Here is a 23386-nt window from a genome sequence, read left to right as displayed (position 1 = left end):
GCCACTAGCTTAATACACCCTGCCGCGCGCGGGCCAGAGTCCGCTCATAGAGGTCGCTGTATTTCAGAGCACTCGAGCCCCAGGACCAATCTTGCCGCATCCCCGTGGCGATTAATTTGTGCCACGAGCTGGGGTCGGCGTACATTCCGCAGGCCCGCTGTAAGGCCTCGTTAAGTGCCAGGGCCGAGTATTCGGTGAAGCTGAAGCCCGTCGCCGTGCCGTTGGCCAGCGTTTCGGGTGTGGTGTCGACGACCGTATCAGCGAGGCCCCCCGTCGCGCGGACGACTGGCACCGTGCCGTATTTCAAACTGTAGAGCTGATTGAGGCCGCACGGCTCGTATTGGCTGGGCATGAGAAACATGTCGGCCCCCGCCTCGATGCGGTGTGCCAGCTCGTTCGAGAACTCCAGCCGCACGGCAATCTTGTGGGGATGCTCCGCCCCCAGTTGGCCCAACAGTTGGTGGTAACGGGGTTCGCCCGTCCCCAGGATCACCCACTGAGCGTGATGCTCGGTGGCCCACTGCTGCATCACTTTGGCGACCAAATCGAGGCCCTTTTGATCGGCCAAACGGCTCACCACGGCGATCAACGGGATCCGCGGCTCGACCGGCAAGCCGAGTTCCTGTTGCAACGCTTTCTTGCAAGCCGATTTGCCGCCGATGAAACTCTCGGCGTCGTAATTGTGTGGACCTAAGTATTCGTCAATCGACGGATTCCACTCGTCGTAGTCCGCGCCGTTGATGATGCCGTACAAATCGTTGCGGCGATGTTGAAGGGCACCATCCATGCCGCATCCCAAGGGGGGATGCAAAATCTCTTTCGCGTAGGTGGGGCTCACCGTGCTGATCGAATCGGCAAAAGCGATGGCCGACTTCATGAAGTTCAAATTGCCGTAAGATTCCATCTGCCGCCAATTGAAATACTTCCAGTCGATCCCGGTAAGCACCATGTCCCAGTGCCAGAAACTTCCCTGATAGGCCAGGTTATGAATCGTGTAGAGCGTGGCGATCTGATCGTAGGGGGACTGATCGTGCAGCATCGTTTTGAGATACGCGGGAATCAACCCCGAGCACCAATCGTTGCAATGGATGAGTTCCGTTTCCAGATCCAATTGCACGATCGCTTCGAGCAATGCTCGGCAATAGAACACGAACCGTTCGCAATTGTCGCGATAGTCTTCGCCGTTCTCGCCGTACATGCCGGGACGGTCGAAATAGTCGTTGTTCTCGATGAAAAAAACCGGCACTGCCGAGTCGGGCAGATGGCTTTCCAAAATCTGACAACCCACCTGCTTCTGGCCAATCGGAATGTCAAAGTGGATTCCCATTGGGATAATCGGCAAGCCAGATTGGTAGATCTGCCGAAACGCGGGCAAGATCACCGCCGGACGATGGCCCAGCTTGTAGAGCTCGCGGGGCAAACTGCCACACACGTCTCCCAAGCCTCCGGTCTTGCAGAACGGCACCGCCTCGGCAGTAGCAAACAAAATGTTCACGAAGAATCCAATTGTGAGTTAGAAATCCACCGCTAAACCGCAAGCGGCCGCTTGCGGTTTAGCGGTGGACCCATTCTTTACGCCGGTTGGCCCACGACCGCACCAATCGATTCCGCCACGCGGTCGATGTTGGCCGGGGTTAAGCCCGCCACGTTGATGCGGCCCGACCCTACTATATAGATAGCATACTCGTCGCGCAGCAATTCAACTTGGTCCTTGGTTAGGCCAGAAAAAGAGAACATTCCCCGCTGATCTTTGATAAATGAGTAGTCCCCCGGCACCCCTTTTTTGGCCAGGGCCTGGACAAGTTGGCTCCGCATGCCGTTGATCCGGTCCCGCATCGTGGCCAATTCTTTCTCCCACATTTGACGAAGTTCCGGATCCTTAAGAATCGTTTCGACGATTTCTGCCCCATGGGCCGGCGGATTGGAATAGTTCGCCCGCACCACGCGGTTGAGCTGGCTCTGCACGGCGGCGACGTCTTGGGCCGATTTACAAACCACAGCCACGGCCCCGACGCGCTCGCGATAGAGCCCAAAATTCTTGCTGAACGAACTGCACACAATAAACTCGCCACCGGCTTGGGCAAACTCCCGCAAGGCCACGGCGTCTTCCTCCAGCCCGTCGCCAAAGCCTTGGTAGGCGAAGTCGAGAAATGGCAGCACTTTCTGTTTATTGACCGCCGCCGCGATCTGCTTCCACTCGGCGGGCGTGGGATCGATCCCCGTCGGATTGTGACAGCAGCCGTGGAGCAGAATCACATCCCCGGGGGCCATCTTCTCAATCGCCGCGAGCATTGCGCCGAGCTTCAGACTGTTGGCTGCTTGATCGAAATAAGGATAAGTCTTCGTCGCTAAACCGGCCGCGGCGAAAATGCTTTGATGATTTGGCCACGTGGGATCGCTCAGCCAGACGGTCGCCTGAGGAAAATTTTCGTGCAGAAAATCGGCGACCACCCGCAAGCCACCCGTCCCTCCGGGCGTGTGCGCGCCCGCGAGTCGGCCTGAAGTCACGACTTCGCTCCCCGAGCCGAATGCCAACTCCTGCACGGCTTGCAGATAACCGGGGGAACCGGGAATGGGGAGATAGGTCTTGCTCGAAGGCCCCGCCGCTAACCGTTTTTCGGCTTCTCGCACCGAGGCGAGGGTCGGCGTCTTACCGTTCTCGTCTTGATAAATGCCGACGCTCAGATTGATCTTCTCGGCACGGGGATCTTTATTAAAAGCCACGGCGAGGCCCAAAATGGCATCCGCGGGTGCTTGTTCGACGGTTTCTAACATGGGTCGTTCCGGAGGAAAGAGAATGGTCGCCGCCGCTTGCGGCTAGGCGGGCTGTCATGCGACAATCATAGGCCCAGATTTCCAGCATTCCTAGTGGATTTGTCGCACCCGCCTCATCCTCTCCCGACACCTTTTCACGAGCATTGGTTCAATTTCCTCCATGAGCGCTCCTCGCATCGGCCTGTGGATTATTGGAGCACGCGGAGGCGTCGCCGTGACGACACTCGTTGGGCTCGCCGCCCTGCGTGCCAACAAAACCGACCAAGTGGGTTTGGTCACCGCGCTCCCCGAATTCGGTCACATGCCGTTCGCAGCGTGGGACCAGTTCGTGGTCGGCGGCCACGAAATTCGCGACACCACGCTCGCCGCGGAAGCCGAGCGGCTGCACATCGAAAGCCGCGTGATCCCTGCCGAGACACTCGCCGCGAGCCAGAATTTCCTTGCCGAGTGCGATGCCAATATCCGCCCCGGCGTGCTTTGGAATGTCGGCCCGACGATCAAAAATCTCGCTGGAGAAGCCGTTCCCGTGGAGAAATCGGCTCGCCAAGCCATCGAACGGATCCAGGCCGATTTGCAAGATTTTCAAAATCGGACCGGCGCGACCCAAGTTGTGGTGGTGAATCTCGCCTCCACAGAAGCTCCTGTCGAGGTCGAAGCGTGGCCGCAAACGTGGCCAGCCGCCGAGGCATTGCTCGATTCCGAAGCGTGCCCTCTCCCCGCGAGTACGCTGTACGCCATCGCGGTGCTCGATTTGGGAATGCCTTACATCAATTTCACCCCCTCCTTGGGAGCTACTCCGCAGGGGATCGACGAACTCGCGCGCGTCCGTGGCACCTGCCATGCCGGGCGCGATGCCAAGACCGGCGAGACGCTCCTCAAAAGCGTGCTAGCTCCCATGTTCGCGGCGCGTCATCTCGAGGTCATGAGCTGGGTCGGACACAACATTTTTGGCAACCTCGACGGACGTGTTTTGACCGATCCTGCCAACAAGGCATCGAAGGTCAAAAGCAAGGATCACTTGCTCGAAGAGATCCTCGGTTACCCCCCACAAACGCTCGTCTCGATCGAACACGTGGCGAGCCTCGGAGATTGGAAAACTGCCTGGGATCACGTGCATTTTCGCGGTTTTTTAAGCACTCCGATGACTTTGCAGTTCACCTGGCAGGGCTGCGATTCGCTGCTCGCCGCCCCTTTGGTGCTCGATCTCGCCAGGTTCGTTTTGCTTGCGCGCGAGCGTGGTCAGACCGGCACGCTGGACTTCCTGGCGAGCTTCTTCAAGAGCCCACTTGGCGCATCGAGCCACTCGTTCGCGGACCAATTTCTGGACCTCCGCCGCTGGGCCCACGACCATGGGAATCAAGACGGGGCGTGAGTCGTGCCGCGCGACTCTGATCGATTCTCTCCAGCGCGTAAAAATTTCAGAGAGGAAGTTTTTACAAAACACAAATTTTGTGCGAACTCGCCTTGACTAGTTTGGCAAAAAATTGGTTCAATTGCGCGCAGTGAAGTCAACGGAGATTTCACACAGAGAGTTTGTTAGCGATTCTTGGAAGACTTAAACAAAATTATTTTGACTCCGACAGATTATTTGACGATTGTTTAATTCATCATTAACTTCCACTTATTCGCAAAACTTCTCTCGTCAATCAACCAGCGGCCACTCATTAATCTATAACGCTGCGACCGTCGGTCGCGATCACGTAACACAATTCCGCCGGCCGCGAACCTTAATTAGGAGTAAGTAGAGCTGACAGACGCACCACGAATTACCAGAAGCTTCTGGCAATTCTGCTAGCGAAAAATCGGTTCTGTTTCAATTTTAGGTGGGTTCCTCCCTTTCTTTCTGTGCGCCCAGAGGGAGAGCCAAAATTTTCAACTCGGGCGCAATCACGGAAGGAGCCCATAAGGCTATGGCTACTAAGAAAAAAGCTGCTAAGAAGGCCGCCCCCAAGAAGGCTGCGAAGAAGTCCACCAAGAAGAAGGCTGCAACCAAGAAGCCTGCCGCCAAGAAGTCGCCGAAGAAGAAGGCTGCTAAGAAAGCCGCTCCGGCCGCCAAGAAGAGCCCCAAGAAGCGCGCTGCTGCTAAGGCCAAGAAGCCTGCCGCTGCTCCTGCTGCTGCTCCGGCTCCTGCCGCCAAGTAATTCTTGGTTTGGTGCAAGACTGATCAAAACCGGTTGCGTCCTGCAGGGCGCGATCGGTTTTTTTATTGTCTATGCCGTAGGACTCGATTTCAGCAAGTGCCTCAACTCGCTGGCCATGCACTTCGGCGTGTCACAATCTTGCTGAGCTCTTGCAGCCATAGTACGGAACTCGAAACTGCGGTGCAGACCAGCCAATCTCCGAAACTTAAGTTCGTAGTTGAAAAGGCCTTTTGCAGGAAAGGAATGTAAACCACTGCAATGTGGAGCACCAACGAAAGACCTACCGCACCCCATAACAGTGGGTTGCGAAACAGTCCGTGGAAGGCGCTTGATTCATCCGAGCGGGCATTGAATACGTTGAACAGCTGAAACATCATCAGCGTGGTGAAGGCCATCGTTTGAGCGTATCGCATGTCGCCGCTGCCGGGGATCAGGCCGCCGGGGAGCGATGCATCAAGCACCGCGAGCGTTCCCACGGCCATGATCACCCCGACAAAAAAGATGCCCCTCCACATTCGGCCTGTGATAACCCCTTCGTCCTGCGGGCGTGGGGGCCGTTGCATCAACCCTTCATCGGCCGGGTCGACGCCAAGCGCCAAGGCAGGCGCTCCATCGGTTACCAGATTGATCCACAAGATTTGCGTGGCCAACAGCGGCAGAACAACGGCTTCCCCCTCGGCATGGAGTTCGATGACTCTGGCCAGCAGGACACCAAAAAACATCGTCAGCACCTCGCCGATGTTCGACGAAAGAAGATAGCGCAAAAACTTGCGAATGTTCGCGATGATCGCCCGACCTTCTTCGACGGCCGCGACAATGGTCGCGAAATTATCGTCCGTCAGTACCACGTCGGCTGCTTCCTTCGAAACATCCGTGCCGGTAATTCCCATCGCTATACCGATATCGGACTTTTTCAGCGCTGGGGCATCGTTCACCCCGTCCCCCGTCATCGCGACCGTGTTGCCGTCACGTTGCAGTGCTTTCACGATGCGCAGCTTGTGTTCGGGATTCACGCGCGCATAGACCGACACTTCCCGCACGGTTTCGAGCAGAACTTCGTCGGACATGGCCTGCAGTTCGGAGCCGGTGACGGCACGAGCTTCGTTTGCAATCCCGAGTTCCACCGCAATCACGGCCGCCGTCTTGGGATGATCGCCCGTGATCATGATCGGTCGAATGCCGGCGCTCTTCGCTCGTGCGACGGCCTCGCGAGCTTCCTCGCGAGGGGGATCGATCATGCCAATGAGGCCCAGAAAAGCGAGTTCCTGTTCAACGCTATCGTCCATTTCATCTGGCTTGAGAGCGTCCGAAGCGAGTTTGCGCGCGGCCACCCCCAGGGTCCGCAACGCTTGGCCTGCTAGTTCTTCATTGGCCTGAACGATCTGCGCGCGACGCTCCGCGGTTAGCTTTTTGGACTGCTCTCCCACGTATTCGTGAGTACAGCGTGCTAACAGCACATCCGGCGCGCCTTTGGTGAAAATTAGCAAGTTTTCCTGGAGTTCAGCATCGGCGTGAACGGTCGTCATGAGTTTGCGTTCGGATGAAAAGGGAACCTCACCGAGTCGCTCGTATCGTGCGTCGAGTGATGCAGTCTCAAGACCCGCCTTGCGCGCCGCCACAATGAGCGAACCCTCTGTCGGGTCACCCTGCACCAGCCAACGCCCCTCGCGCTCCTGCAACACGGCGTTGTTTGCACGGTCGGCGACCGTCAGCGACATGTCCAGCTCCACGCGCAACGCCCCTTCGAGCGGCGACCCTCCCTCGACCTCAACTTGTCCCTCAGGGGCGTAGCCGGTCCCTGAGAAATTCACTCGGCCGCTGGCCGTAACAACAACTCGCACCGTCATTTCATTCTTGGTAAGCGTGCCGGTCTTGTCCGAGGCAATGACATCCGTCGAACCGAGTGTTTCCACCGCTGCCAGATGACGCACAATCGCTTGCCGCTTCGCCATCCGCTGCACGCCCAAAGCGAGAACCGCCGTCACCACTGCGGGCAAACCTTCGGGCACCGCAGCCACCGCGAGCGCCACCCCCAAAATGAGCACATCAAAGAGAGCAGAGATACCGCGCACATTCTCAACGAAAATGATTGTGATGATCATCACCACGGCGATTGCCACGACGACGATGCCAAGCACCCTGCCGACCTGATCGAGTTCCTTTTGCAGCGGCGTCGATTCCTCGGGAGTCTCTTGCAGCATCCCGGCGATGCGTCCCATCTCGGTTTGCATGCCCGTGGCCGTGACCACGGCCATGCCATGACCATAGGTGGCTGCCGTGCCGCTAAAGACCATGTTGTGACGGTCACCAAGGCTTACCTCCCCGGAGAGTGGTGGCACGTCTTTCGACACCGGCAGACTCTCGCCGGTAAGCGCCGCTTCGGCCACCTGAAGCGAGGCCGATTGAACCACGCGAGCATCGGCGGGAATGGTGTCGCCCTCTTCGATGAGCAACAGATCACCCGGTACGATCTCCGTGGCCGGCACACTCCGCTGCTCGCCATCGCGAATCACCACAGCTTCAGCCGCCGACATCGCCCGCAACGCCGCCACCGCAGCTTCCGCTCGGGCTTCTTGCACGTAGCCCAGAATGGCATTGATCAGAACCACGCTGAAAATGGCAATCGCTTCATAGGGCAACGCCGATTCCCGCTCGTAGAGCCAAAGTCCAGTCGAGATCCCGGTCGCTATGAGCAACAAGATCACGAGAGTATCTGTAAACTGCGCGAAGAATTTCTTCCAACCAGGCACGGGAGGCTCGGCTATCAATTCGTTCCGGCCATATTGATCGAGTCGTTCCTGGGCTTTCGATTCCGAGAGACCCCGTTTTCGATTAGATCCCAAAGCCGAGAAAACTTCGTCAATCGATAGTCGATAAGGCGTGTCCAAAACACTTCCTGCTTCCTTGGCGATCAGCTTGCAATCCATCATGCACTCCTGACTCGCCATCCGACAAGTTTTACAAAAAAGTTCACCGTTAATTCGATATGAGATCCGCTTCTAAAAGGTAGCATGCGTCTCCGGCTCAATAAATGCACGACTTGGAGAGAACTGCTACAATGAAGGGTTTGGCGGATGAAAGATGAAATAAACTTATGCTTATTCAAGTTGGCTTCGAAGCCACTTTCGATTTTTCCCAGCCAACGGCCGTGATCGTCATGGGTTATCTGCACCCCGAGCGGACCTCCACGATTCGGCAACTCAACCCCTTAACGGTCGCCCCCACCGTTCCCATCAACGAGTACTTCGACACCTACGGCAACCTCTGCGGTCGCGCGGTCGTGCCCGCGGGTCGTGTGAGCTTTCGCACCTTAGCGATTGTCGAAGACACTGGCCTCGTCGATGAGCTTGGGCTGAATGCCTTCCAACACCAAGTGCAGGACCTTCCTTACGACGTACTGCAATTCTTGCTCCCAAGCCGTTATTGCGAAGTCGACAGCGAACTGCGTGACATTGCCTGGGCCCGCTTTGGTAAAGAACCGGCGGGTTGGCCCGTCGTGCAAGCCGTCTGCGATTTTGTCCATGGGCATATCCGTTTCGACTACATGCGGGCTCGTGCGAATCGCACGGCGCTTGATGTGTTTCGCGAACGGACAGGCGTCTGCCGCGACTACATGCATCTCGCGATTGCGTTTTGCAGATCGCTGAACATCCCCGCGCGTTATTGCACGGGCTATCTTGGCGACATTGGGGTGCCTCCGGTACACGACCCGATGGATTTCAGCGCGTGGTTCGAGGTCTACTTAGGGGGTCGCTGGTACACGCTGGATGCACGCAACAACACACCACGCATCGGCCGCGTGCTGATGGCTCGTGGTCGCGATGCCGCCGACGTTGCGCTGACGACGACGTTCGGCATGAATACGTTGCACGACTTTCACGTTTGGGCTTACGATCTTCCAGCGTAAGAATTGAACCTGCTGCAATTGGAATCATTGGCTGAGCACAATCCACTCAGCGCGGTCGCGCGTGAGACAATTCTTACTAATCCCAAAGAAACCCTATAATAAAAAGGCGATAAAGCGCACCTATAACCCGTGTATTGGCAACAATGCGTTTAATGGTGACTTGTAAATAAGTACTCTTAGGCGTATGGTTGATATGCCGAATTCTTCTTACACCGACCAGGCAGTTGTTTGGTCGCTGACTCGATAAGCCTCACTCGGCGGGCATTTGAACCGGGCGATTTTGCTTCCTACTTCAACCACGCGTTGAATCTCCATTCGCTCGTTTGGACCATGCCGTCCAAGTCCTAATTGGTATTGTTGCCAGGCTAGTATGGCTTCGAATATCGCATGCTCCTTTCTAGCGATGAAGAAAGTGGTGGTGATTCGTGATGCGTACCATTCGTCCGCTCTTTGTTTCCACGTATCCGCCTGAAGCATGCGGCCTCGCGACGTTCACTAAAGATTCGGCGGATGCCGTCGATGCGGTCGCTGATTGGCCCGTGTCCTCGGTGATGGCCATTCAAAAACTTGAAGAACTTCCCGGCGACGATCCTCGCATCGTACACGTCATCGACAACAAACGCGCGAGCGCTTATCGTCACGCGGCCGAAGTGGCCAACGACGGACCTTGCGACGTAGTCAGTTTGCAGCACGAGTTCGGGCTCTACCCCGACGAGTGGGGCAAGCGTGTCATCGACTTCATGCATGAGTGCCGTAAGCCGGTCGTCACAACGTTTCATACCTTGCTGACAAAACCTGCCTCGTTGCCACGCCGCATCATCCAAGAGATTGCCGCCAAGAGCCAAGGCATCGTGGTGATGACCGACATCGCAGCCAAATTGCTACATAGTGTTTATCGAGTCCCCACGGCGAACGTGCATGTGATTCCGCATGGCGTGCCGACGGTGCCTTTTGAACGCGACGACTCGCATAAAGCACGATTAGGGCTCGCCGGTCGCAAGATGATTTGCAGCTTCGGCCTGATCAATCCGGGCAAGGGACTCGAGTACATGATCGAGGCCATGCCCCGCATCGTCGAGGAGTGCCCCGAGGCGATCTACTTGATTGTGGGTGCCACGCATCCCCAGGTGAAAAGAGATTCTGGAGAGAAGTATCGCGATAGTTTAGTGGAGTTAGCTCAAAAGCGGGGCGTCGCGAATCATGTGCGGTTCGTGAACAAGTACCTGGATTTGCCAGGCCTGTTACAACACCTGCAGGCTTGTGATGTGTTTGTCACGCCCTATCAAGGCGCCGATCAGATCGCGAGCGGGACATTGGCTTACGCCTTGGGTGCCGTGGGATCGGTGGTCAGCACGCCTTACTTGTACGCAAAGGAAGTCTTGGCCGAAGGCCGCGGCTTGTTAGTTCCCTTTGGCGGCAGCGACCAATTTGCCACGGCGACTTTGCAATTTCTCAAAGACCCGCAGTTTCAACTGGAAACACGGCGACGTGCCTACAAATATGCTAAGTCGATGTTCTGGCCTGTTGTTGGACAGCGCTACTTGGAGTGCTTCAAGAAGTACGGCCAGGTCAGCAAGCATCCGCTCAATCGTGTTGAATACGCCCTTACGCCCGCGAACGTCTTAGGCCATCTCTCCGCACCCCTGCATGGAGGTTGAGAATGATAAATCGTATCGAACTTTGTTTAGAACATCTCGATCGCATGACAGACTCGACCGGTCTGATTCAACACGCGATCTATAGCATTCCGCGCCGCGACAGTGGCTATTGCACCGACGATAATGCCCGTGCGCTGAGAATCTGCGTACGCCTGTGGCAACAGCAGCCCAGCCAAGCAATGCTTAACCGTATCACGACGTACTTGAGCTTTGTCGAGCATGCTCAATCGCCCGGTCGGGGATTTCATAATTTCATGGACTACGACCGTAGCTGGCTCGACGCCGAAGGCTGTGGCGACTGCCAAGGCCAAGCGGTGCTGGCACTCGCGGAAGTGTTGGGAAGCGATCTGCCTGAGGGTTATCGGCTCTTGGCACGTGAGCTGATCAACGCCGTGCTGCCAGCTCTTGCTGATTTACGCAGCCTGCGCGCCCAAGCCTATATCATTCTCGCCTGGGGTCATCTCCGCGCCAGTGGGGTCAAAAATATTGACCTACTCGAAAGTGTCGCCTGGTCCGCCACGAATCGACTCACGGAATGCTACGATCGTTCGTCACGTCCCGAATGGCCCTGGTTCGAGTCGAAAATGACTTACGCCAATGCCGTTTTGCCTCACGCGATGATGATCGCCGCCCAGCGCTGGCCCCAAGAAAAATTTCACTTAGTGGCATTGTCATCCTTTGCGTTTCTCGAACAGACCACGACAGTTAACGGTTTCTTTCAACCGATTGGCAATCAGGGTTGGTTTGAGCATGGTGAGGAAAAAGCCATCTACGATCAACAGCCCGTCGAGGCCGCGACGATGGCCGACGCATCACTGGCGGCGCACGAGCTTACGAATGACAAAAACCATCTCGTCACATTTCGTCGTGCCCGGGAATGGTTCTTTGGAGAGAACAGCCAACGGCAGCCCCTTATAAATCCTGAGAACCATTCGTGCTTTGACGGACTCGCGGCCGCAGGGGTCAATCGCAATCAAGGAGCCGAGTCGACTCTCGCTTATCTGTTTGTCGCCGTCCTAGACTCCACGATGGAAACGATGCCCGTTAATAAGCACCAATTCAAAGGTGCCTAAGGCCTTTCCAGTGAAACACAAAACACATTTTATATTGTCGACATAACCACGGAGGGAAGGAAAACCAAGATGCTTATAGAACGTAAACGAGCCCCAGCATTTCCCGAGCTATTTCAACGCCACGCGGACAATCCGATTTTGACTGCCGCCGATTGGCCCTATCCAGCGCATACGGTTTTCAATGCCGGTGCGTGTCAGCTTGGTGATGAAACAATCTTGCTCGTCCGCGTGGAAGATCGCCGTGGTCATTCTCACTTAACCGTGGCTCGCAGCCGCGACGGAGTTTCCGACTGGCAAATAGATGAGAAGCCCAGCTTCGCACCTAGCCCCGATCAATTCCCCGAAGAAACCTGGGGCGTCGAAGACCCGCGGCTCACATGGGTCGAAGATCGGCAAGAATGGTTGATCGCTTACACCGCGTTCTCACATAGCGGCCCACTCGTTTCGTTGGCGGTAACCAAGGATTTCAGGAGCTTCAAACGGCTTGGCCCCGTGATGCCTCCCGATGACAAAGACGCGGCCGTTTTTCCACGGAAATTTGGCGGCCGCTATGCCATGTTGCATCGGCCGGTTTCGGCCGGCAGCTCGGGCGCGCATATTTGGCTCTCGTTTTCGCCCGATCTGAAACATTGGGGCGATCATCACGTGCTCATGCACGCGCGGCGTGGCGCTTGGTGGGATGCCAATAAGATCGGCCTGAGTCCCCCTCCGCTCGAAACGCCCGAGGGATGGTTGATGCTGTATCACGGCGTGCGGCATACTCCGGGCGGTTGTCTTTATCGCCTGGGTTTGGCCCTGCTGGACTTGGAGAATCCCACTCATGTGCTCCGCCGTAGCGATGACTGGATCTTTGCCCCCGAGGAGCCCTACGAACGACAAGGCGACGTCAACGGCGTTGTCTTCCCCTGCGGTTGGGTCCACGACAAAGCGAGTGGCGAGATCCGCATGTACTACGGTGGGGCCGATTCCTGCATCGCGTTGGCAACAACACAAGCATCTTTGCTGCTCGATTACTTACTTGCTTGTCCCGTACCAACTGATTCCAGCAATTACGTCCCAAGGGGATTAGCAACATAAGATGAGCACAATCAAAGCCGCGTATGCCTTGCATTACAACCCAGACTATTCGGGCGATCGCCATCCTTGGCATTGGTATTCGGGCACGACCGTCGACGACCTAGAACGCACCTCGGCCCATGCCTCCGAATCGGAGGCACTCGAATTCCTCGGTGAAAACTTATTTAAAGCAGCCCGACAAAAACGCGAGCGCACAGAACACTAAGATCATTTTTTCGATTGATTAACAATGTCCCCCAAATTGTTCGCATGCGAACAATGCAATCGAGGCAAACATGTCGCTTCTCGACCAACTCCCCGTGAGCACCACAGCCTTCACGCTCGCAACGCTGCTAGCGCTGTGGGTCGTGAGTCTGATCTACAGCCACAATCGATCACAAGCTGTTCCCGTCGTTACGAAAAGGGTGAGCAGTAAAGCGGGCAACAGTCGTATGCTCGACGATCGCCGCCCGAAATAAATGTTCGTTCACACAATGTCACGAGGGCCGTTCGTCACGGCAATCACAGCAAAAGGAAATGGTATTGATATGAAAAACCTACTATGCTCGATGTTTATTTTGAGTTTATTCGCCGTCGGTTGCGGCAAAACGACGTCTACGACCGAGGAAACCACCGTCTCGACGCCCGGCGGCACCACGACCGTCACGACTGAAAAAGAAATCGAGACGACGGGTGATAATCCTCCGGCCGTACAACCGTAAGCCTGTGGAATGACGCTGGAAATAACTCGCAGTCATCGCGGTTACGCGAGCTGATCCCGCGCCATCATAAAATTTACTGCCGATTGAACCTTATGTTCTCGGGAGATGTGTGGCATTATGCGCATCTGTCAATTGTCGTTGCAAACAAACGCGACTACTGCCACTAGCACCACACATCAATGACTACTGAGACCCTAAAACCTGAACTTCCAAACGCGCCGATTCATCGTCTGCTCGGCCCGTTGCGCAGGTACATGGCCATCGAAGCCACCAGTGGCGTCTTACTGGTTCTGTGCGCAGCCATTGCGCTGGCAGTGGCGAATTCTCCGTGGGCGGACGAGTTCTCAGCATTCTGGGAAACGCATCTCCGTATCGGTATCGGCCGGTGGGAGATCAATGAATCCTTGTTGCATTGGGTCAATGATGGACTGATGACCATCTTTTTCTTCGTGATCGGTTTGGAGATCAAACGCGAGATCGTCGACGGGGAACTCAATGACTTTCGGAAAGCGGCCCTGCCACTCATGGCGGCCCTCGGTGGCATGGTCGTGCCCGCAACTCTCTACTTGTTATTGATTGGTAACCACGAAAGCGGGCGATCGGGCTGGGGCATCCCGATGGCGACCGACATTGCGTTCGTGGTCGGCTTCCTAGCCCTGCTCGGGCGACGCGTCCCAACGGGTCTCAAGATTCTTCTCCTCGCACTAGCGATCGTCGACGACATTGGAGCCATCCTAGTCATTGCTGTCTTCTACTCCGAGGGAATTTCAATCGTGGCCATGGTGGTGGCAACCACGGGTTTGGGTGTCACGGTCCTCTCGCATTGGATGGGGATCCGGAGTATCGGAGTTTATCTTCTGATAGGAACGGCGATTTGGGTGGCCATGTTTCATTCGGGCGTTCACCCGACCGTCGCGGGCGTGTTGTTGGGCTTGCTGACACCTGCAACCGCGCTCCTTCCCCGAGTCACTGTTCTCGACGCTCTGGCGGAATCCATCGGCGACGGTGAACCCGACGATTTGCCGAGGGAATTGAAATCGGTGGGACGGCTGAAGTGGATGATGGGGGAAACCATGTCCCCGCTCGACAGGCTTGAGAAAGCTCTTCATCCCTGGGTCGCGTTTGTTATTATGCCACTCTTTGCCCTGGCCAATGCAGGCGTGACGATCGACCTGCGAGCCGTTACTCATCCTATCTCTTGGTCCGTGGCACTGGGTTTGGTCTTGGGCAAACCGCTAGGAATCTTTCTCTGTAGCTGGCTCGCGGTCCAGATCGGACTGGCCAAACTGCCCACAGGAGTGACTTGGAAATCGATCGCCGGGGCAGGCTGCCTTGCGGGAATCGGCTTTACAATGTCGCTCTTTATCGCGAGCCTGGCATTTGAAGGCGACCTGTTGAGCGCAGGAAAGATCGGTACCCTGCTTGGCTCTTTCGTGAGTGCCGTCCTGGGCCTCACGCTTCTGACCCTGTTCCTACCGCCCGCTCTGGCGACCACGAGTGAGTGAAAGCCGAGTTAGAAACGGGGAGACACGTCGCTGCGTCCCGCGGAATTGACCTAACTCCCATTTGCTGCTAGCCTTGCTGAGTCGATTTGGCCTAAATTTAGCCCCAACCTCCCTAACAATCCTGCATGTGCCTTGGTAACTGATCGCGTCTCTAGCGGCGAGTCCGCAGAATCACCCCCTGTTCTTACATTTGATCAGCTCGGCCTGTCGGACGTGATGTTGGCCTCGCTCGCCGACGCCGCTTACCACAACCCCTCGCCCGTGCAAGCCGGCATCATTCCCCGTGCGCTCGCCGGAAAAGATGTTCTGGGCCAAGCCCGCACCGGTACCGGCAAGACCGCTGCGTTTTCGATTCCGATTCTCGAACTGCTCGAAGAAGGCAAAGCCGGCAGCCTGCCCCGCGCGTTAGTGCTTGTTCCCACGCGTGAACTCGCCGTGCAAGTCAAAGATGAAATGAGCAAGCTTGCCAAGGGACGCAAGACGCGTTGCATCGCGGTCTATGGCGGCAAGCCGATCCGTCAGCAAATCACCAAGCTCACCAAGGGATCCGACATTGTCGTGGGCACCCCCGGCCGCGTGATCGACCTGCTCGCCCGCAACGCGCTCAATCTCAACGAACTGAAATTCGTCGTGCTCGACGAAGCCGACCGCATGCTCGACATCGGTTTCCGGCCCGACATCGAAAAGATTTTGCGCCGTTGTCCCAAAGAACGGCAAACGCTGCTCTTGAGCGCGACCGTCGCCCCCGCCATCGAACGGCTCGCCCAGCGGTACATGATCGAACCCGAGGTCATGGACTTTTCTCCCAAGAACAAATCCGTCGACACTATTGAACAGCGCTACTTTTCGGTCGATGAAGAACGCAAGTACGACTTGCTTGTCCGCTTACTTCATCGCGAACAGCCCGAGCAGGCGATCGTATTCTGCCGGACGAAGCGCGGCACGGATCGGCTGCACAATAAGCTCTCCAAGAAACTGCCCGACATCGACGTGATCCACGGCGACCTGCCCCAAACGGCTCGCGACCGCGTGATGCGCAAATTCCGCGATGGCGACGTGACGATTCTGATTGCCACCGATGTCGTTGGCCGGGGTATCGACGTATCCAACATCTCGCACATTATCAATTACGATCTCCCCCAGTCGTCGGATGATTATGTCCACCGCGTGGGACGAACAGGCCGCATGGGCCGCGAAGGGGTGGCTTATTCCTTCGTCACCCCCGAGCAAGGCATCGAGCTCACCCGCATTGAAATGCTGATCAACACGCTCCTCAAACGCGACGAAATCGAGGGCTTTCAAACCGTTGCCTCGTCCGCTCCGCCGCGCGAAGCACCAGCAGCCACTGAGGACAAGCCAGCCGAGCCCCCCAAACCGGCTCCTCCTGGTCAACGCCCCCGCCGCCGTCATCGCCGCGGCCTCTAGAAGTTAGCCGGTATCGTCCCGATACCGTTTACCCAGGTGCCTCTAGCTGCGATGGAACCACTTTCCGTCGGTCGGTACAATAAAACATCCCTAGCCGCGATTCAACGAATCGCCGGGAATCTGCGATTTATTGAATCGCGGCTACTTGCAGAGATCTTTATGAAACTGGTTTTGCTGGGCACAAGCGGCTATCACCCCAACGATCGAAGGCAGACCGCTTGCCTGATGCTGCCCGAATTGGGCGTGGTGTTCGATGCCGGCACGGCCATGTTTCGCGTCGCCGATCACGTGCAAACCGACACGCTCGACGTGTTCCTCTCGCACACCCACTTAGATCACTGCTTTGGCCTGACGTTCATGTTCGACATTATCCCCGCCGGGCCGCTCAAGCGCGTGACCGTCCACGGAGAAGCCGACAAGCTGCAAGCCATCCGCAAGCATCTGTTCCACGAAGAACTGTTTCCGGTCGATCCTCCGTTCGAAATGCAGCCACTCGCGGGCAAAATAAAACTTGCTGACGGCGCAGTCCTCACGCATTTTCCGTTAAAGCATCCCGGCGGATCGGTCGGTTTTCGCATCGATTGGCCCGACCGCTCGCTGGCGTATGTCACCGACACCGTGGCCGCCAAGAACGCTGATTACATTAAGCACATCCGCGGTGTTGATCTCTTGATCCACGAATGCTTCTTCTGCGACGATCAACCCGAGCAAGCCGAACTCACCGGCCATAGCTGCCTGATGCCCGTGGTAGAACTCGCCGCCGCCGCCGAAGTGAAGAAGCTAGTGCTCGTACACATTAATCCGGTTTACGACGAAGACGAATGCTACGACCTCGCCGCAGCAAGAAAAATCTTCCCCAAAACATCAATCGGCACCGATGGCATGGTGGTGGAGTTTTGAAGTCGGCTAGCCGCGATTCAACGAATCGCCGGTCTGCCTTGCTTGACCAATGCTGCGAAGAGTAACCCAAAAACGCTTAATACGGCCGCATTAGGTTCCGGCACAGCGACATTCGCACTCAAAGCATTGTTATTACCGTACTGCGATTGCCAGATCGCCAAATCTTCAGCGCTAAAAGGGTTAGGTGATTCACCACGCTGCCAGGCAAGAAAGTCCCGACCATTGATGTTGCCATCGTTGTTGAAATCAGCTGTTATGGGAGTTAGCAGCAAAGGTGTTGAACTCACAACTCCACCCGCCAGATCGCCGTAACCCACGATCTGTCCGGCCGAGTTTGCAAAAGAAGCCTGGAAAAGTTGCTGCCATCGGTTAGCTGCAAGACCACTTTCAACGAGTTCACCCAGATCGTGCAATCCATCCTCAACACTAAAGTAGAACGGCTTATATCCTAAATCGTTGTCAAGTTCGTCAAACGCCTGATAGTACCCAAGCGCGTAGCCGTCGTCGCTGAGATGATGAACAGTACTATAAGAAAAACCATCGCTCCGCATTGAGAGCCTCAATGGAAATGTTTGATCGAGCGCCGCGTCATAAAACCATGCGTCTTGGGCAAAGTTTTCGGCATCTAAGAATCGTGTTGAAGAGCCTGTGGCTTGTCCTGCAATATTAATCAATCGCGCGACACTGACTTCTTGTCCGGCTGGTCCAATGTATTCAGCACCATAGAGGCCGATTCGCTTTGTCATGTTTCCATCAAAATACCAGGCACTATACCCGTTGTCATGATCGTTGCCTGTAGGTGCATATTGGACTGAATTACCGATGACATGGCCGAATTCACTGATCTTGGCGGGAAAGCTTTCACGCTTCCCCGCGTTATTTGTATGTTGCGAGTCGATCAAACCTATCCTTGTTGCTTCTATACCATCGTAAACCCAAGCAGTCACACCCAAATGAATAGAACCTCCATTCCAACGCGCCGCATAGCCGACAGCCTGACCAGACTCATTGAGATCCAGAACCGCACTGCCCGAAACTCCCGAACTCGAAGTATGCTCGGAATCATACAATCCGAACTGTGTTGTCGTGCCATTGTGGTATATCCAAGCACTTTGGCCGACGCTCGTTGTCCCTTGATACCTTTGACTGGCGCCAATCACATGGCCAGTTGAATTGATCTTCGTTGCCCATGTGAAGCGAAGCCCCGAGGTTCCCGTATGCTCGGCGCCAGTTAAACCAAGCTGAATCAAGTTGCCGTTCTCATAAAACCAACTCGTTTGCCCAACAGTTGTTAAACTCGGAATATACTGCCGAGACCAGCCGATCACCTGCCCAGCATCATTGATATTCAGTGCCGCACTATCGCGATATCCATCGGCGCGTGTGTGATCCGTATCGATATAGCCAATTTTTTGGGTCGTTGTACCATCAAAAACCCAGGCACTGCGTCCTATGTACTGGCTGCCGTTGTAACGACTTGAGCTACCAGTGACTTGATTCGAGGAGTTGACAAAATCTCTCATGCCAGGATAGACGACCCCACTGGGATCAAGTTCGCTGTATCGAAATCCATCACTCCGTATGTGTTCAGCATCTGTGAGACCGATATCGCGGGTCGACGCACCATCATAAAGCCAAGTGGCAAGGCCAGTCTCTTCCTCCCCTGGCCAAAGCGTTGCAATGCCCACGACCGATCCTTGGGAATTCAAGTCAACTGGATAGATGTCCTTAAGCCCGCCCGTGCCAAGGTACTCTGGACCCACGGGACTGATGTCGAACGTCTGTGTGCCATCGAACAACCACGCACTACTGCCAGCGCTCTCGCCATTCACGTAACGGCTCGATGTCCCCGCAACGTAACCATCGTCGTTGATCAACTCGGCGTATCCATGACTCTCGCCGTTAAAAGTGTGAATCGCATCCGTCAGTCCCAAGGATCGAATCGAATACGTCGGTGCGGCGAAAAGCCGATTATGGACAACAAGACTCATCGCGAGCAGCAAAACAACGCGTGCATTCATGCGAGCATCAACCTGCGATAAGGTAAGAAAAGATCCCAACGAGAAATTTAGTTTAACCCAGACGCCGGGAACTGTCACTTAACGAGTGCTATTTAGGTGTTTTTTTGCATCCCCCGCGCCCTTCTCTGCAGCTCATTCCGATAGCTAAAATGCTCCACCTCCAACCGATGCCGCGGTGAATCCACATACGTCCGCCCGCCACGCCAGGCTTGATCGTTGCGATCCTTAAGCTGCTTAAACCCCAGCGTGTGTGACGACCTCTCTTGCAAGCCCTTTAAGTACCGTGCCACCAACTTCGATTGATCGTCGACGATTCCCCACTGCCCGCTGTCGGGCTGAATCAAACCGATGCAAAACAGATCGTCCCGTTCGGGATGAAAGATGTTGAGATACAAATCCGGCTTGCCGTCGCGCCAATGCAATTGCTCAGTGTCGATAAACGGAAATGAAAGCTTGAATCCCGTGGCGTAGATAATCACATCGAATTCTTCGCTCGTGCCGTCGACAAAATGGACGCATCGCCCATCAAGCCGCGCGATGTTCGGTTTGATCGTAAGATCGCCATGCCCAACGCGGTCATGGATTCGTGAGTTGATGATCGGATGGCTCTCAAACAGCTTGTGATCGGGACGCGGCAGTCCCGAAAGTTCCGGCGGGCCAATCACCCAGCGGATGATCAACTTCGAGGCCACTCGCCGTGCCCACAGGGGCAATCGCCAGCGGAGCAACCGTTCGCCGCATTCGTCGATCGGTTTGCCTTTGAAGAACTTGGGAAGAATCGGATACCCCCGCCGCCAACTCTGCATCGCACGGCTGGCATAAGTCGCGGCCTCCACCGCCAAGTCACAACCCGAGTTGCCACCCCCCACGACCAACACCCGTTTGCCAACAAGTACGTCGGGCGTTTTATATTCGCTCGAATGAAACACCTGGCCCGTGAACTCACCAGGAAAATCGGGGAACTGCGGATCCCAATTGTGCCCGTTGGCGATGACGAGCCCGCGATAAACACGCTCCTCACCATTGGCGAGACGAACGCGAAATCCTGAGTGATCGCTCACTAGCCGCGACTCAACGAGTCGCTGGTCCCTGCGATTTGTTAAATCGCGGCTATTTGTAAAAGGCTCCACCCACTCCACCGCCGTGTTGAATTGAATATGCCCGAGCAATCCAAAATGCTCGGCATAGCTCCGCAAGTAGCGAAACACCAACTCGTGGTTGGGATACTCCGGATAATCCTCCGGCATGGGGAAGTCGCTGTACTCGGTGAGCCGCTTCGACGAAATCAAGTGCGTCGATTGATAGATACTGCTCGCCGGCTTGCCGTAGCACCAATTCCCGCCGATCGCGTCTTCCCGCTCTAGGCAATCGAACGGAATCCCGTGATCCAAGAAATTCTTAACCACGGCCAAGCCGGAAGTCCCCGCGCCAATTATGCAATAACGGTCTGAAGTGTCGGTGGTCATGCTGTCTATTATGTCTCAACAACCCGCCCCCGGTTAGCCGGTCGTGTCCCACATCCGATCTCTTGACACCCCGCCCCGAATACTGTACATAAGTTTACATGTCGGCCACGTCCTCCCAATCCCGGAAAGACCTGCGCACCCTCCCCGGGGCCAACATTCGTCGGCTCATGGCCCGGTTCAACATGACCATGCAAGGGGTCGTCGACGCCACGGGGGTCGACGAACGCACGTTGCGGAGCATCTTACGCGGCGAAACCTCCCCCCACGCCCGCACGCTGCACAAGCTGGCCGAAGGCTTGGGCATCGATAGCGACGAGCTGTTTCACGACGCCTTCTTCTCGGAACATCCCGAATTTGATCGAGCCACCAACCAGCAAGTCACCGAGGCGATTCGCAATCACCCCGAGCTTTTTGAGGATTGGACCGAAGCCGAATTCAACGAGCTTTACAGCCGCGTGGCCGTCGGCGGCGAGCTCACCGCAGCCGGGGCGATCGCAACCGCCACGGCCATGAACGCCCGCCGCGAATTGCTCTACCAAGTCTCGGTGATCCTCGAAACCAGCGAAGCCGAAATCCTGCGCGAAATGATCGGCCTGCTCTATCGGAGAGTCACGAATGTTAATTCGAAAACCAATAATGCCTAATTTTTATTCCACCCGCCTCACCACTACCACCGGCAACACATCAATCCGCTCCGCTTGCTGATACGATTGCAACACATAAATCGTCCCATCACCCGCGACAAAACGGTCGTGTGGTTCGAGCACCAGCGACTCTCCCAGAATAATCCGAAACGTCGCTCGCCCAGCTTGCTCATCGTCGACGCTCACTTCCACGGGCTGAATTCGCACGGGTAGCGCGGTCGCCACATACGTGTAACCGACAATCTCCGGCGTCTCGCCGTCACTCCACACGGCCCGCTCGACGTCAACTCGCTCACCACACCCATAAGCAATCCGCAATTCGCGCGTCGCGCATTTCCAACGCCCCAGCAGCGGCAATTCTTCGACTTCAAGAATCGTCCAACGATGATCGGCGCCGTCCAGCACCACGTCACCCACTTGCGGGGAAGCATCTTCGGCTAGTACCAAATGCCATTCCGCATTGGCCTCGACGACCATACCGCTTGAAGGTTCAGCTTCGCGCGTACGCATTTGCTGCCGTCGCGCTGTCAGCACCGACACGGTCGCGTTGGAATCGCGCCGCCGCAGGGTCACTTCTTCCAGGCCGTCCACAATCTGTGCAAAATCCGTGGCAATATCCATTAGGTCATCCCCTGCGAACGGCATTCAAACGGTCGATAACCAGCCAGCTTCAAATCGCACCATTCAATCGTCTCTTGCAACGCCCGCACGTATTCGGTCCACGACACATGCTGGCCATCGATCGTGTAACTCGGCTTTGGACTTTCCCGCAATTCCACGAGCTGCGCGAACGTGTTCGCGCGAATCGTTTCAATCTGTTCAATATCCGTTGGCATATTTTTATTTCCTCTACTCCCTCCCCTAGCCGCTCCCGCAAGGGAGGGGGACTGCTTCTAAATGCACTTCAACAAAAACCGAAACACAATCTTCTGCCCCGAGACGGGCAGCAACTCGTAACGCACCTGATACCGCCGACCCGCTTCGGTGAATGCCTCCGCCTCCGAAACATCCAACTCGTGCCGAAAGTTGTAACCCACCTCGTCCGCCGTCCAGCCACCGCCAGTTTGCAGCGAATCAAAGATGATCGCCTCGACGTCGAGCGTGACCTCGTCATGCCCTTCGACCGCAATCAGACTTTCTGGCTGATCCGTTGCCAACGCGAAGATCGTGTAGTTCGCACTGGCCACCGAGGCTTGGTTGATCGGCTCGGCTTGGCCATCGACCACGCGTGCCATCAACACGGCCGTCCCGTGTCGAAAAACCGTTCCTTGAATATCCTTGGCGATTCCCATTAGCTTTCTTCTCCCCACAGCTCCCCAATGTTCACACCCGCCCCCGCGATCTGACTTTCTGCTTGTCCAGGTTGGCTTGCTTGGCCAGGTTGGCCATCTGCCAAATTCATTCCGCGCAACTCTCCCCGCGCCAACTGAAACGGCGCCCAGCGACGAAACGGCATTGTTCGCGCACCAAAGTTTTGTCGACAAAAAATCCGGGGATGATCCACCGCAGTCGGTGCCACACTCGCGGTTGCAACTGGTCCCCGCGCGGGCCAATTCAATTGACGCGCACAACATTGATACACCGCTAATTGAAAACTCACCGGCAAACATAACGGCGAGAAACCCAAAGCCAGCTGTCCCACTTGCCCTGCAGATAGCGCAGTTTTGAAAATGGCCGCCTCGGCCACATCCACGGCATCGGTTCCCAGATTGCCCAAGGTATATTGATTGGCCCCGTCAAACACGCGATTCTGTGAGCTCGTCCCCACATGACCGCCATCGAGATAAACCCGCCGCAAGTTGGACGCTTCAAACACCCCTGCCACATGATGCCACTCGCCCGTCGGCATTACTGCGCTCGACAAGGCCGTCGTGCTTGATGTGATAAAACTAGCCGCCCCGACCACATTACTGGCATGACCCGCGTAAACAAGACGGTGGTAGGATCCCGTCGTTGAATTGCCAATCCCCATCAACGTCAGCAAGCTGTTCACGTTCGGCACGCGAAACCATCCCGCCAGCGTAAACGGATAACCCGTAATACCCACGGCCCCTAAATCAATGAGGCTTGTCAGATTCACACCCAGTCCCACG

The 23386-nt window shown here is 56.0% G+C and carries 22 protein-coding genes; 13 read left to right on the top strand and 9 right to left on the bottom strand.

The window, feature by feature from the left end:
• Positions 1-4 precede the first annotated feature (4 nt).
• Together glgA and SH678x_RS01610 are read right to left on the bottom strand one after the other, a co-directional pair.
• A complete protein-coding gene (gene glgA / locus SH678x_RS01615; RefSeq protein WP_496921137.1) occupies positions 5-1495 on the bottom strand; it encodes a glycogen synthase GlgA in 1491 nt (496 codons plus the stop codon).
• A gap of 77 nt (positions 1496-1572) precedes the next feature.
• A complete protein-coding gene (locus SH678x_RS01610) occupies positions 1573-2775 on the bottom strand; it encodes an amino acid aminotransferase (protein ID WP_496921136.1) in 1203 nt (400 codons plus the stop codon).
• A 160-nt stretch (positions 2776-2935) separates the two neighbouring features.
• Between SH678x_RS01610 and SH678x_RS01605 the strand changes: the two genes are divergently transcribed.
• Together SH678x_RS01605 and SH678x_RS01600 are read left to right on the top strand one after the other, a co-directional pair.
• On the top strand, positions 2936-4147 hold the full coding sequence (locus SH678x_RS01605; protein WP_496921135.1) for an inositol-3-phosphate synthase: 1212 nt from the start codon (positions 2936-2938) through the stop codon (positions 4145-4147).
• Positions 4148-4685: 538 nt separating this feature from the next.
• Positions 4686-4916, top strand: coding sequence for a hypothetical protein (locus SH678x_RS01600; RefSeq protein WP_496921134.1), 231 nt, complete (start codon positions 4686-4688; stop codon positions 4914-4916).
• A 101-nt stretch (positions 4917-5017) separates the two neighbouring features.
• Here the strand turns inward: SH678x_RS01600 and SH678x_RS01595 are convergent, their stop codons facing one another.
• Positions 5018-7846 (bottom strand): cation-translocating P-type ATPase, encoded by a 2829-nt coding sequence (locus SH678x_RS01595; RefSeq protein ID WP_496921133.1) that lies wholly within the window; start codon positions 7844-7846, stop codon positions 5018-5020.
• A gap of 164 nt (positions 7847-8010) precedes the next feature.
• Between SH678x_RS01595 and SH678x_RS01590 the strand changes: the two genes are divergently transcribed.
• From SH678x_RS01590 to SH678x_RS01545, 10 genes are all read left to right on the top strand, one after another.
• Positions 8011-8823 carry a transglutaminase-like domain-containing protein gene (locus SH678x_RS01590; RefSeq protein WP_496921132.1) on the top strand — a complete coding sequence of 271 codons (813 nt, stop codon included), beginning with the start codon at positions 8011-8013 and terminating at the stop codon, positions 8821-8823.
• A gap of 428 nt (positions 8824-9251) precedes the next feature.
• Positions 9252-10481, top strand: a complete 1230-nt coding sequence (locus SH678x_RS01585) for a glycosyltransferase family 4 protein (protein ID WP_496921131.1) — start codon at positions 9252-9254, stop codon at positions 10479-10481.
• A gap of 2 nt (positions 10482-10483) precedes the next feature.
• Positions 10484-11554, top strand: coding sequence for a hypothetical protein (locus SH678x_RS01580; RefSeq protein ID WP_496921130.1), 1071 nt, complete (start codon positions 10484-10486; stop codon positions 11552-11554).
• Positions 11555-11623: 69 nt separating this feature from the next.
• Complete coding sequence (locus SH678x_RS01575) at positions 11624-12631, top strand: glycoside hydrolase family 130 protein (protein WP_496921129.1); 1008 nt, start codon at positions 11624-11626, stop codon at positions 12629-12631.
• A 1-nt stretch (position 12632) separates the two neighbouring features.
• Positions 12633-12836 carry a hypothetical protein gene (locus tag SH678x_RS01570; RefSeq protein ID WP_496921128.1) on the top strand — a complete coding sequence of 68 codons (204 nt, stop codon included), beginning with the start codon at positions 12633-12635 and terminating at the stop codon, positions 12834-12836.
• A 70-nt stretch (positions 12837-12906) separates the two neighbouring features.
• Complete coding sequence (locus tag SH678x_RS01565; RefSeq protein WP_496921127.1) at positions 12907-13089, top strand: hypothetical protein; 183 nt, start codon at positions 12907-12909, stop codon at positions 13087-13089.
• A 69-nt stretch (positions 13090-13158) separates the two neighbouring features.
• Positions 13159-13332 carry a hypothetical protein gene (locus SH678x_RS01560; RefSeq protein ID WP_496921126.1) on the top strand — a complete coding sequence of 58 codons (174 nt, stop codon included), beginning with the start codon at positions 13159-13161 and terminating at the stop codon, positions 13330-13332.
• A gap of 179 nt (positions 13333-13511) precedes the next feature.
• Positions 13512-14837 (top strand): Na+/H+ antiporter NhaA, encoded by a 1326-nt coding sequence (nhaA, locus tag SH678x_RS01555; protein ID WP_496921125.1) that lies wholly within the window; start codon positions 13512-13514, stop codon positions 14835-14837.
• Positions 14838-14969: 132 nt separating this feature from the next.
• Positions 14970-16262 carry a DEAD/DEAH box helicase gene (locus SH678x_RS01550; RefSeq protein ID WP_496921124.1) on the top strand — a complete coding sequence of 431 codons (1293 nt, stop codon included), beginning with the start codon at positions 14970-14972 and terminating at the stop codon, positions 16260-16262.
• Between the two features lie 159 nt (positions 16263-16421).
• Positions 16422-17162 carry an MBL fold metallo-hydrolase gene (locus tag SH678x_RS01545; protein ID WP_496921123.1) on the top strand — a complete coding sequence of 247 codons (741 nt, stop codon included), beginning with the start codon at positions 16422-16424 and terminating at the stop codon, positions 17160-17162.
• Positions 17163-17179: 17 nt separating this feature from the next.
• Here SH678x_RS01545 and SH678x_RS01540 read toward each other — a convergent pair whose 3' ends face one another.
• Both SH678x_RS01540 and SH678x_RS01535 read right to left on the bottom strand, forming a co-directional pair.
• Entirely contained in the window at positions 17180-19183 is a 2004-nt protein-coding gene (locus SH678x_RS01540; protein WP_496921122.1) for a hypothetical protein, read from the bottom strand.
• Between the two features lie 92 nt (positions 19184-19275).
• Entirely contained in the window at positions 19276-20649 is a 1374-nt protein-coding gene (locus tag SH678x_RS01535) for a flavin-containing monooxygenase (protein WP_496921121.1), read from the bottom strand.
• A 98-nt stretch (positions 20650-20747) separates the two neighbouring features.
• Between SH678x_RS01535 and SH678x_RS01530 the strand changes: the two genes are divergently transcribed.
• On the top strand, positions 20748-21293 hold the full coding sequence (locus tag SH678x_RS01530) for a helix-turn-helix domain-containing protein (RefSeq protein ID WP_496921120.1): 546 nt from the start codon (positions 20748-20750) through the stop codon (positions 21291-21293).
• Between the two features lie 3 nt (positions 21294-21296).
• Here SH678x_RS01530 and SH678x_RS01525 read toward each other — a convergent pair whose 3' ends face one another.
• From SH678x_RS01525 to SH678x_RS01510, 4 genes are read right to left on the bottom strand one after another with little or no spacing between them, the layout of a single operon-like run.
• On the bottom strand, positions 21297-21914 hold the full coding sequence (locus tag SH678x_RS01525; RefSeq protein WP_496921119.1) for a hypothetical protein: 618 nt from the start codon (positions 21912-21914) through the stop codon (positions 21297-21299).
• Positions 21914-22129 (bottom strand): hypothetical protein, encoded by a 216-nt coding sequence (locus SH678x_RS01520; protein ID WP_496921118.1) that lies wholly within the window; start codon positions 22127-22129, stop codon positions 21914-21916. The genes SH678x_RS01525 and SH678x_RS01520 overlap by 1 nt, the downstream gene beginning before the upstream one ends.
• A gap of 57 nt (positions 22130-22186) precedes the next feature.
• Complete coding sequence (locus SH678x_RS01515; RefSeq protein ID WP_496921117.1) at positions 22187-22585, bottom strand: hypothetical protein; 399 nt, start codon at positions 22583-22585, stop codon at positions 22187-22189.
• Positions 22585-23385 (bottom strand): LamG domain-containing protein, encoded by an 801-nt coding sequence (locus SH678x_RS01510; RefSeq protein WP_496921116.1) that lies wholly within the window; start codon positions 23383-23385, stop codon positions 22585-22587. Before SH678x_RS01510 ends, SH678x_RS01515 begins: the two co-directional genes overlap by 1 nt.
• Position 23386: the final 1 nt, after the last annotated feature.

It is taken from the genome of Bythopirellula superficialaquae (genome assembly GCF_059632245.1).
The sequence above is the reverse complement of the archived record's forward strand: the minus strand, read 5'-3'. Positions and strand labels throughout refer to the sequence as shown.

Excerpts from the sequence above, each read along its gene's own strand:
- SH678x_RS01545 (WP_496921123.1), top strand. The coding sequence starts at position 16,422 with ATGAAACTGGTTTTGCTGGGCACAAGCGGCTATCACCCCAACGATCGA.
- nhaA (WP_496921125.1), top strand. The coding sequence starts at position 13,512 with ATGACTACTGAGACCCTAAAACCTGAACTTCCAAACGCGCCGATTCAT.
- SH678x_RS01605 (WP_496921135.1), top strand. The coding sequence starts at position 2,936 with ATGAGCGCTCCTCGCATCGGCCTGTGGATTATTGGAGCACGCGGAGGC.
- SH678x_RS01535 (WP_496921121.1), bottom strand. The coding sequence starts at position 20,649 with ATGACCACCGACACTTCAGACCGTTATTGCATAATTGGCGCGGGGACT.
- SH678x_RS01600 (WP_496921134.1), top strand. The coding sequence starts at position 4,686 with ATGGCTACTAAGAAAAAAGCTGCTAAGAAGGCCGCCCCCAAGAAGGCT.
- SH678x_RS01575 (WP_496921129.1), top strand. The coding sequence starts at position 11,624 with ATGCTTATAGAACGTAAACGAGCCCCAGCATTTCCCGAGCTATTTCAA.
- SH678x_RS01560 (WP_496921126.1), top strand. The coding sequence starts at position 13,159 with ATGAAAAACCTACTATGCTCGATGTTTATTTTGAGTTTATTCGCCGTC.
- SH678x_RS01530 (WP_496921120.1), top strand. The coding sequence starts at position 20,748 with ATGTCGGCCACGTCCTCCCAATCCCGGAAAGACCTGCGCACCCTCCCC.
- SH678x_RS01570 (WP_496921128.1), top strand. The coding sequence starts at position 12,633 with ATGAGCACAATCAAAGCCGCGTATGCCTTGCATTACAACCCAGACTAT.
- SH678x_RS01610 (WP_496921136.1), bottom strand. The coding sequence starts at position 2,775 with ATGTTAGAAACCGTCGAACAAGCACCCGCGGATGCCATTTTGGGCCTC.
- SH678x_RS01525 (WP_496921119.1), bottom strand. The coding sequence starts at position 21,914 with ATGGATATTGCCACGGATTTTGCACAGATTGTGGACGGCCTGGAAGAA.
- SH678x_RS01540 (WP_496921122.1), bottom strand. The coding sequence starts at position 19,183 with ATGAATGCACGCGTTGTTTTGCTGCTCGCGATGAGTCTTGTTGTCCAT.
- SH678x_RS01520 (WP_496921118.1), bottom strand. The coding sequence starts at position 22,129 with ATGCCAACGGATATTGAACAGATTGAAACGATTCGCGCGAACACGTTC.
- SH678x_RS01515 (WP_496921117.1), bottom strand. The coding sequence starts at position 22,585 with ATGGGAATCGCCAAGGATATTCAAGGAACGGTTTTTCGACACGGGACG.
- SH678x_RS01580 (WP_496921130.1), top strand. The coding sequence starts at position 10,484 with ATGATAAATCGTATCGAACTTTGTTTAGAACATCTCGATCGCATGACA.
- SH678x_RS01585 (WP_496921131.1), top strand. The coding sequence starts at position 9,252 with ATGCGTACCATTCGTCCGCTCTTTGTTTCCACGTATCCGCCTGAAGCA.
- SH678x_RS01590 (WP_496921132.1), top strand. The coding sequence starts at position 8,011 with ATGCTTATTCAAGTTGGCTTCGAAGCCACTTTCGATTTTTCCCAGCCA.
- SH678x_RS01565 (WP_496921127.1), top strand. The coding sequence starts at position 12,907 with ATGTCGCTTCTCGACCAACTCCCCGTGAGCACCACAGCCTTCACGCTC.
- SH678x_RS01595 (WP_496921133.1), bottom strand. The coding sequence starts at position 7,846 with ATGATGGATTGCAAGCTGATCGCCAAGGAAGCAGGAAGTGTTTTGGAC.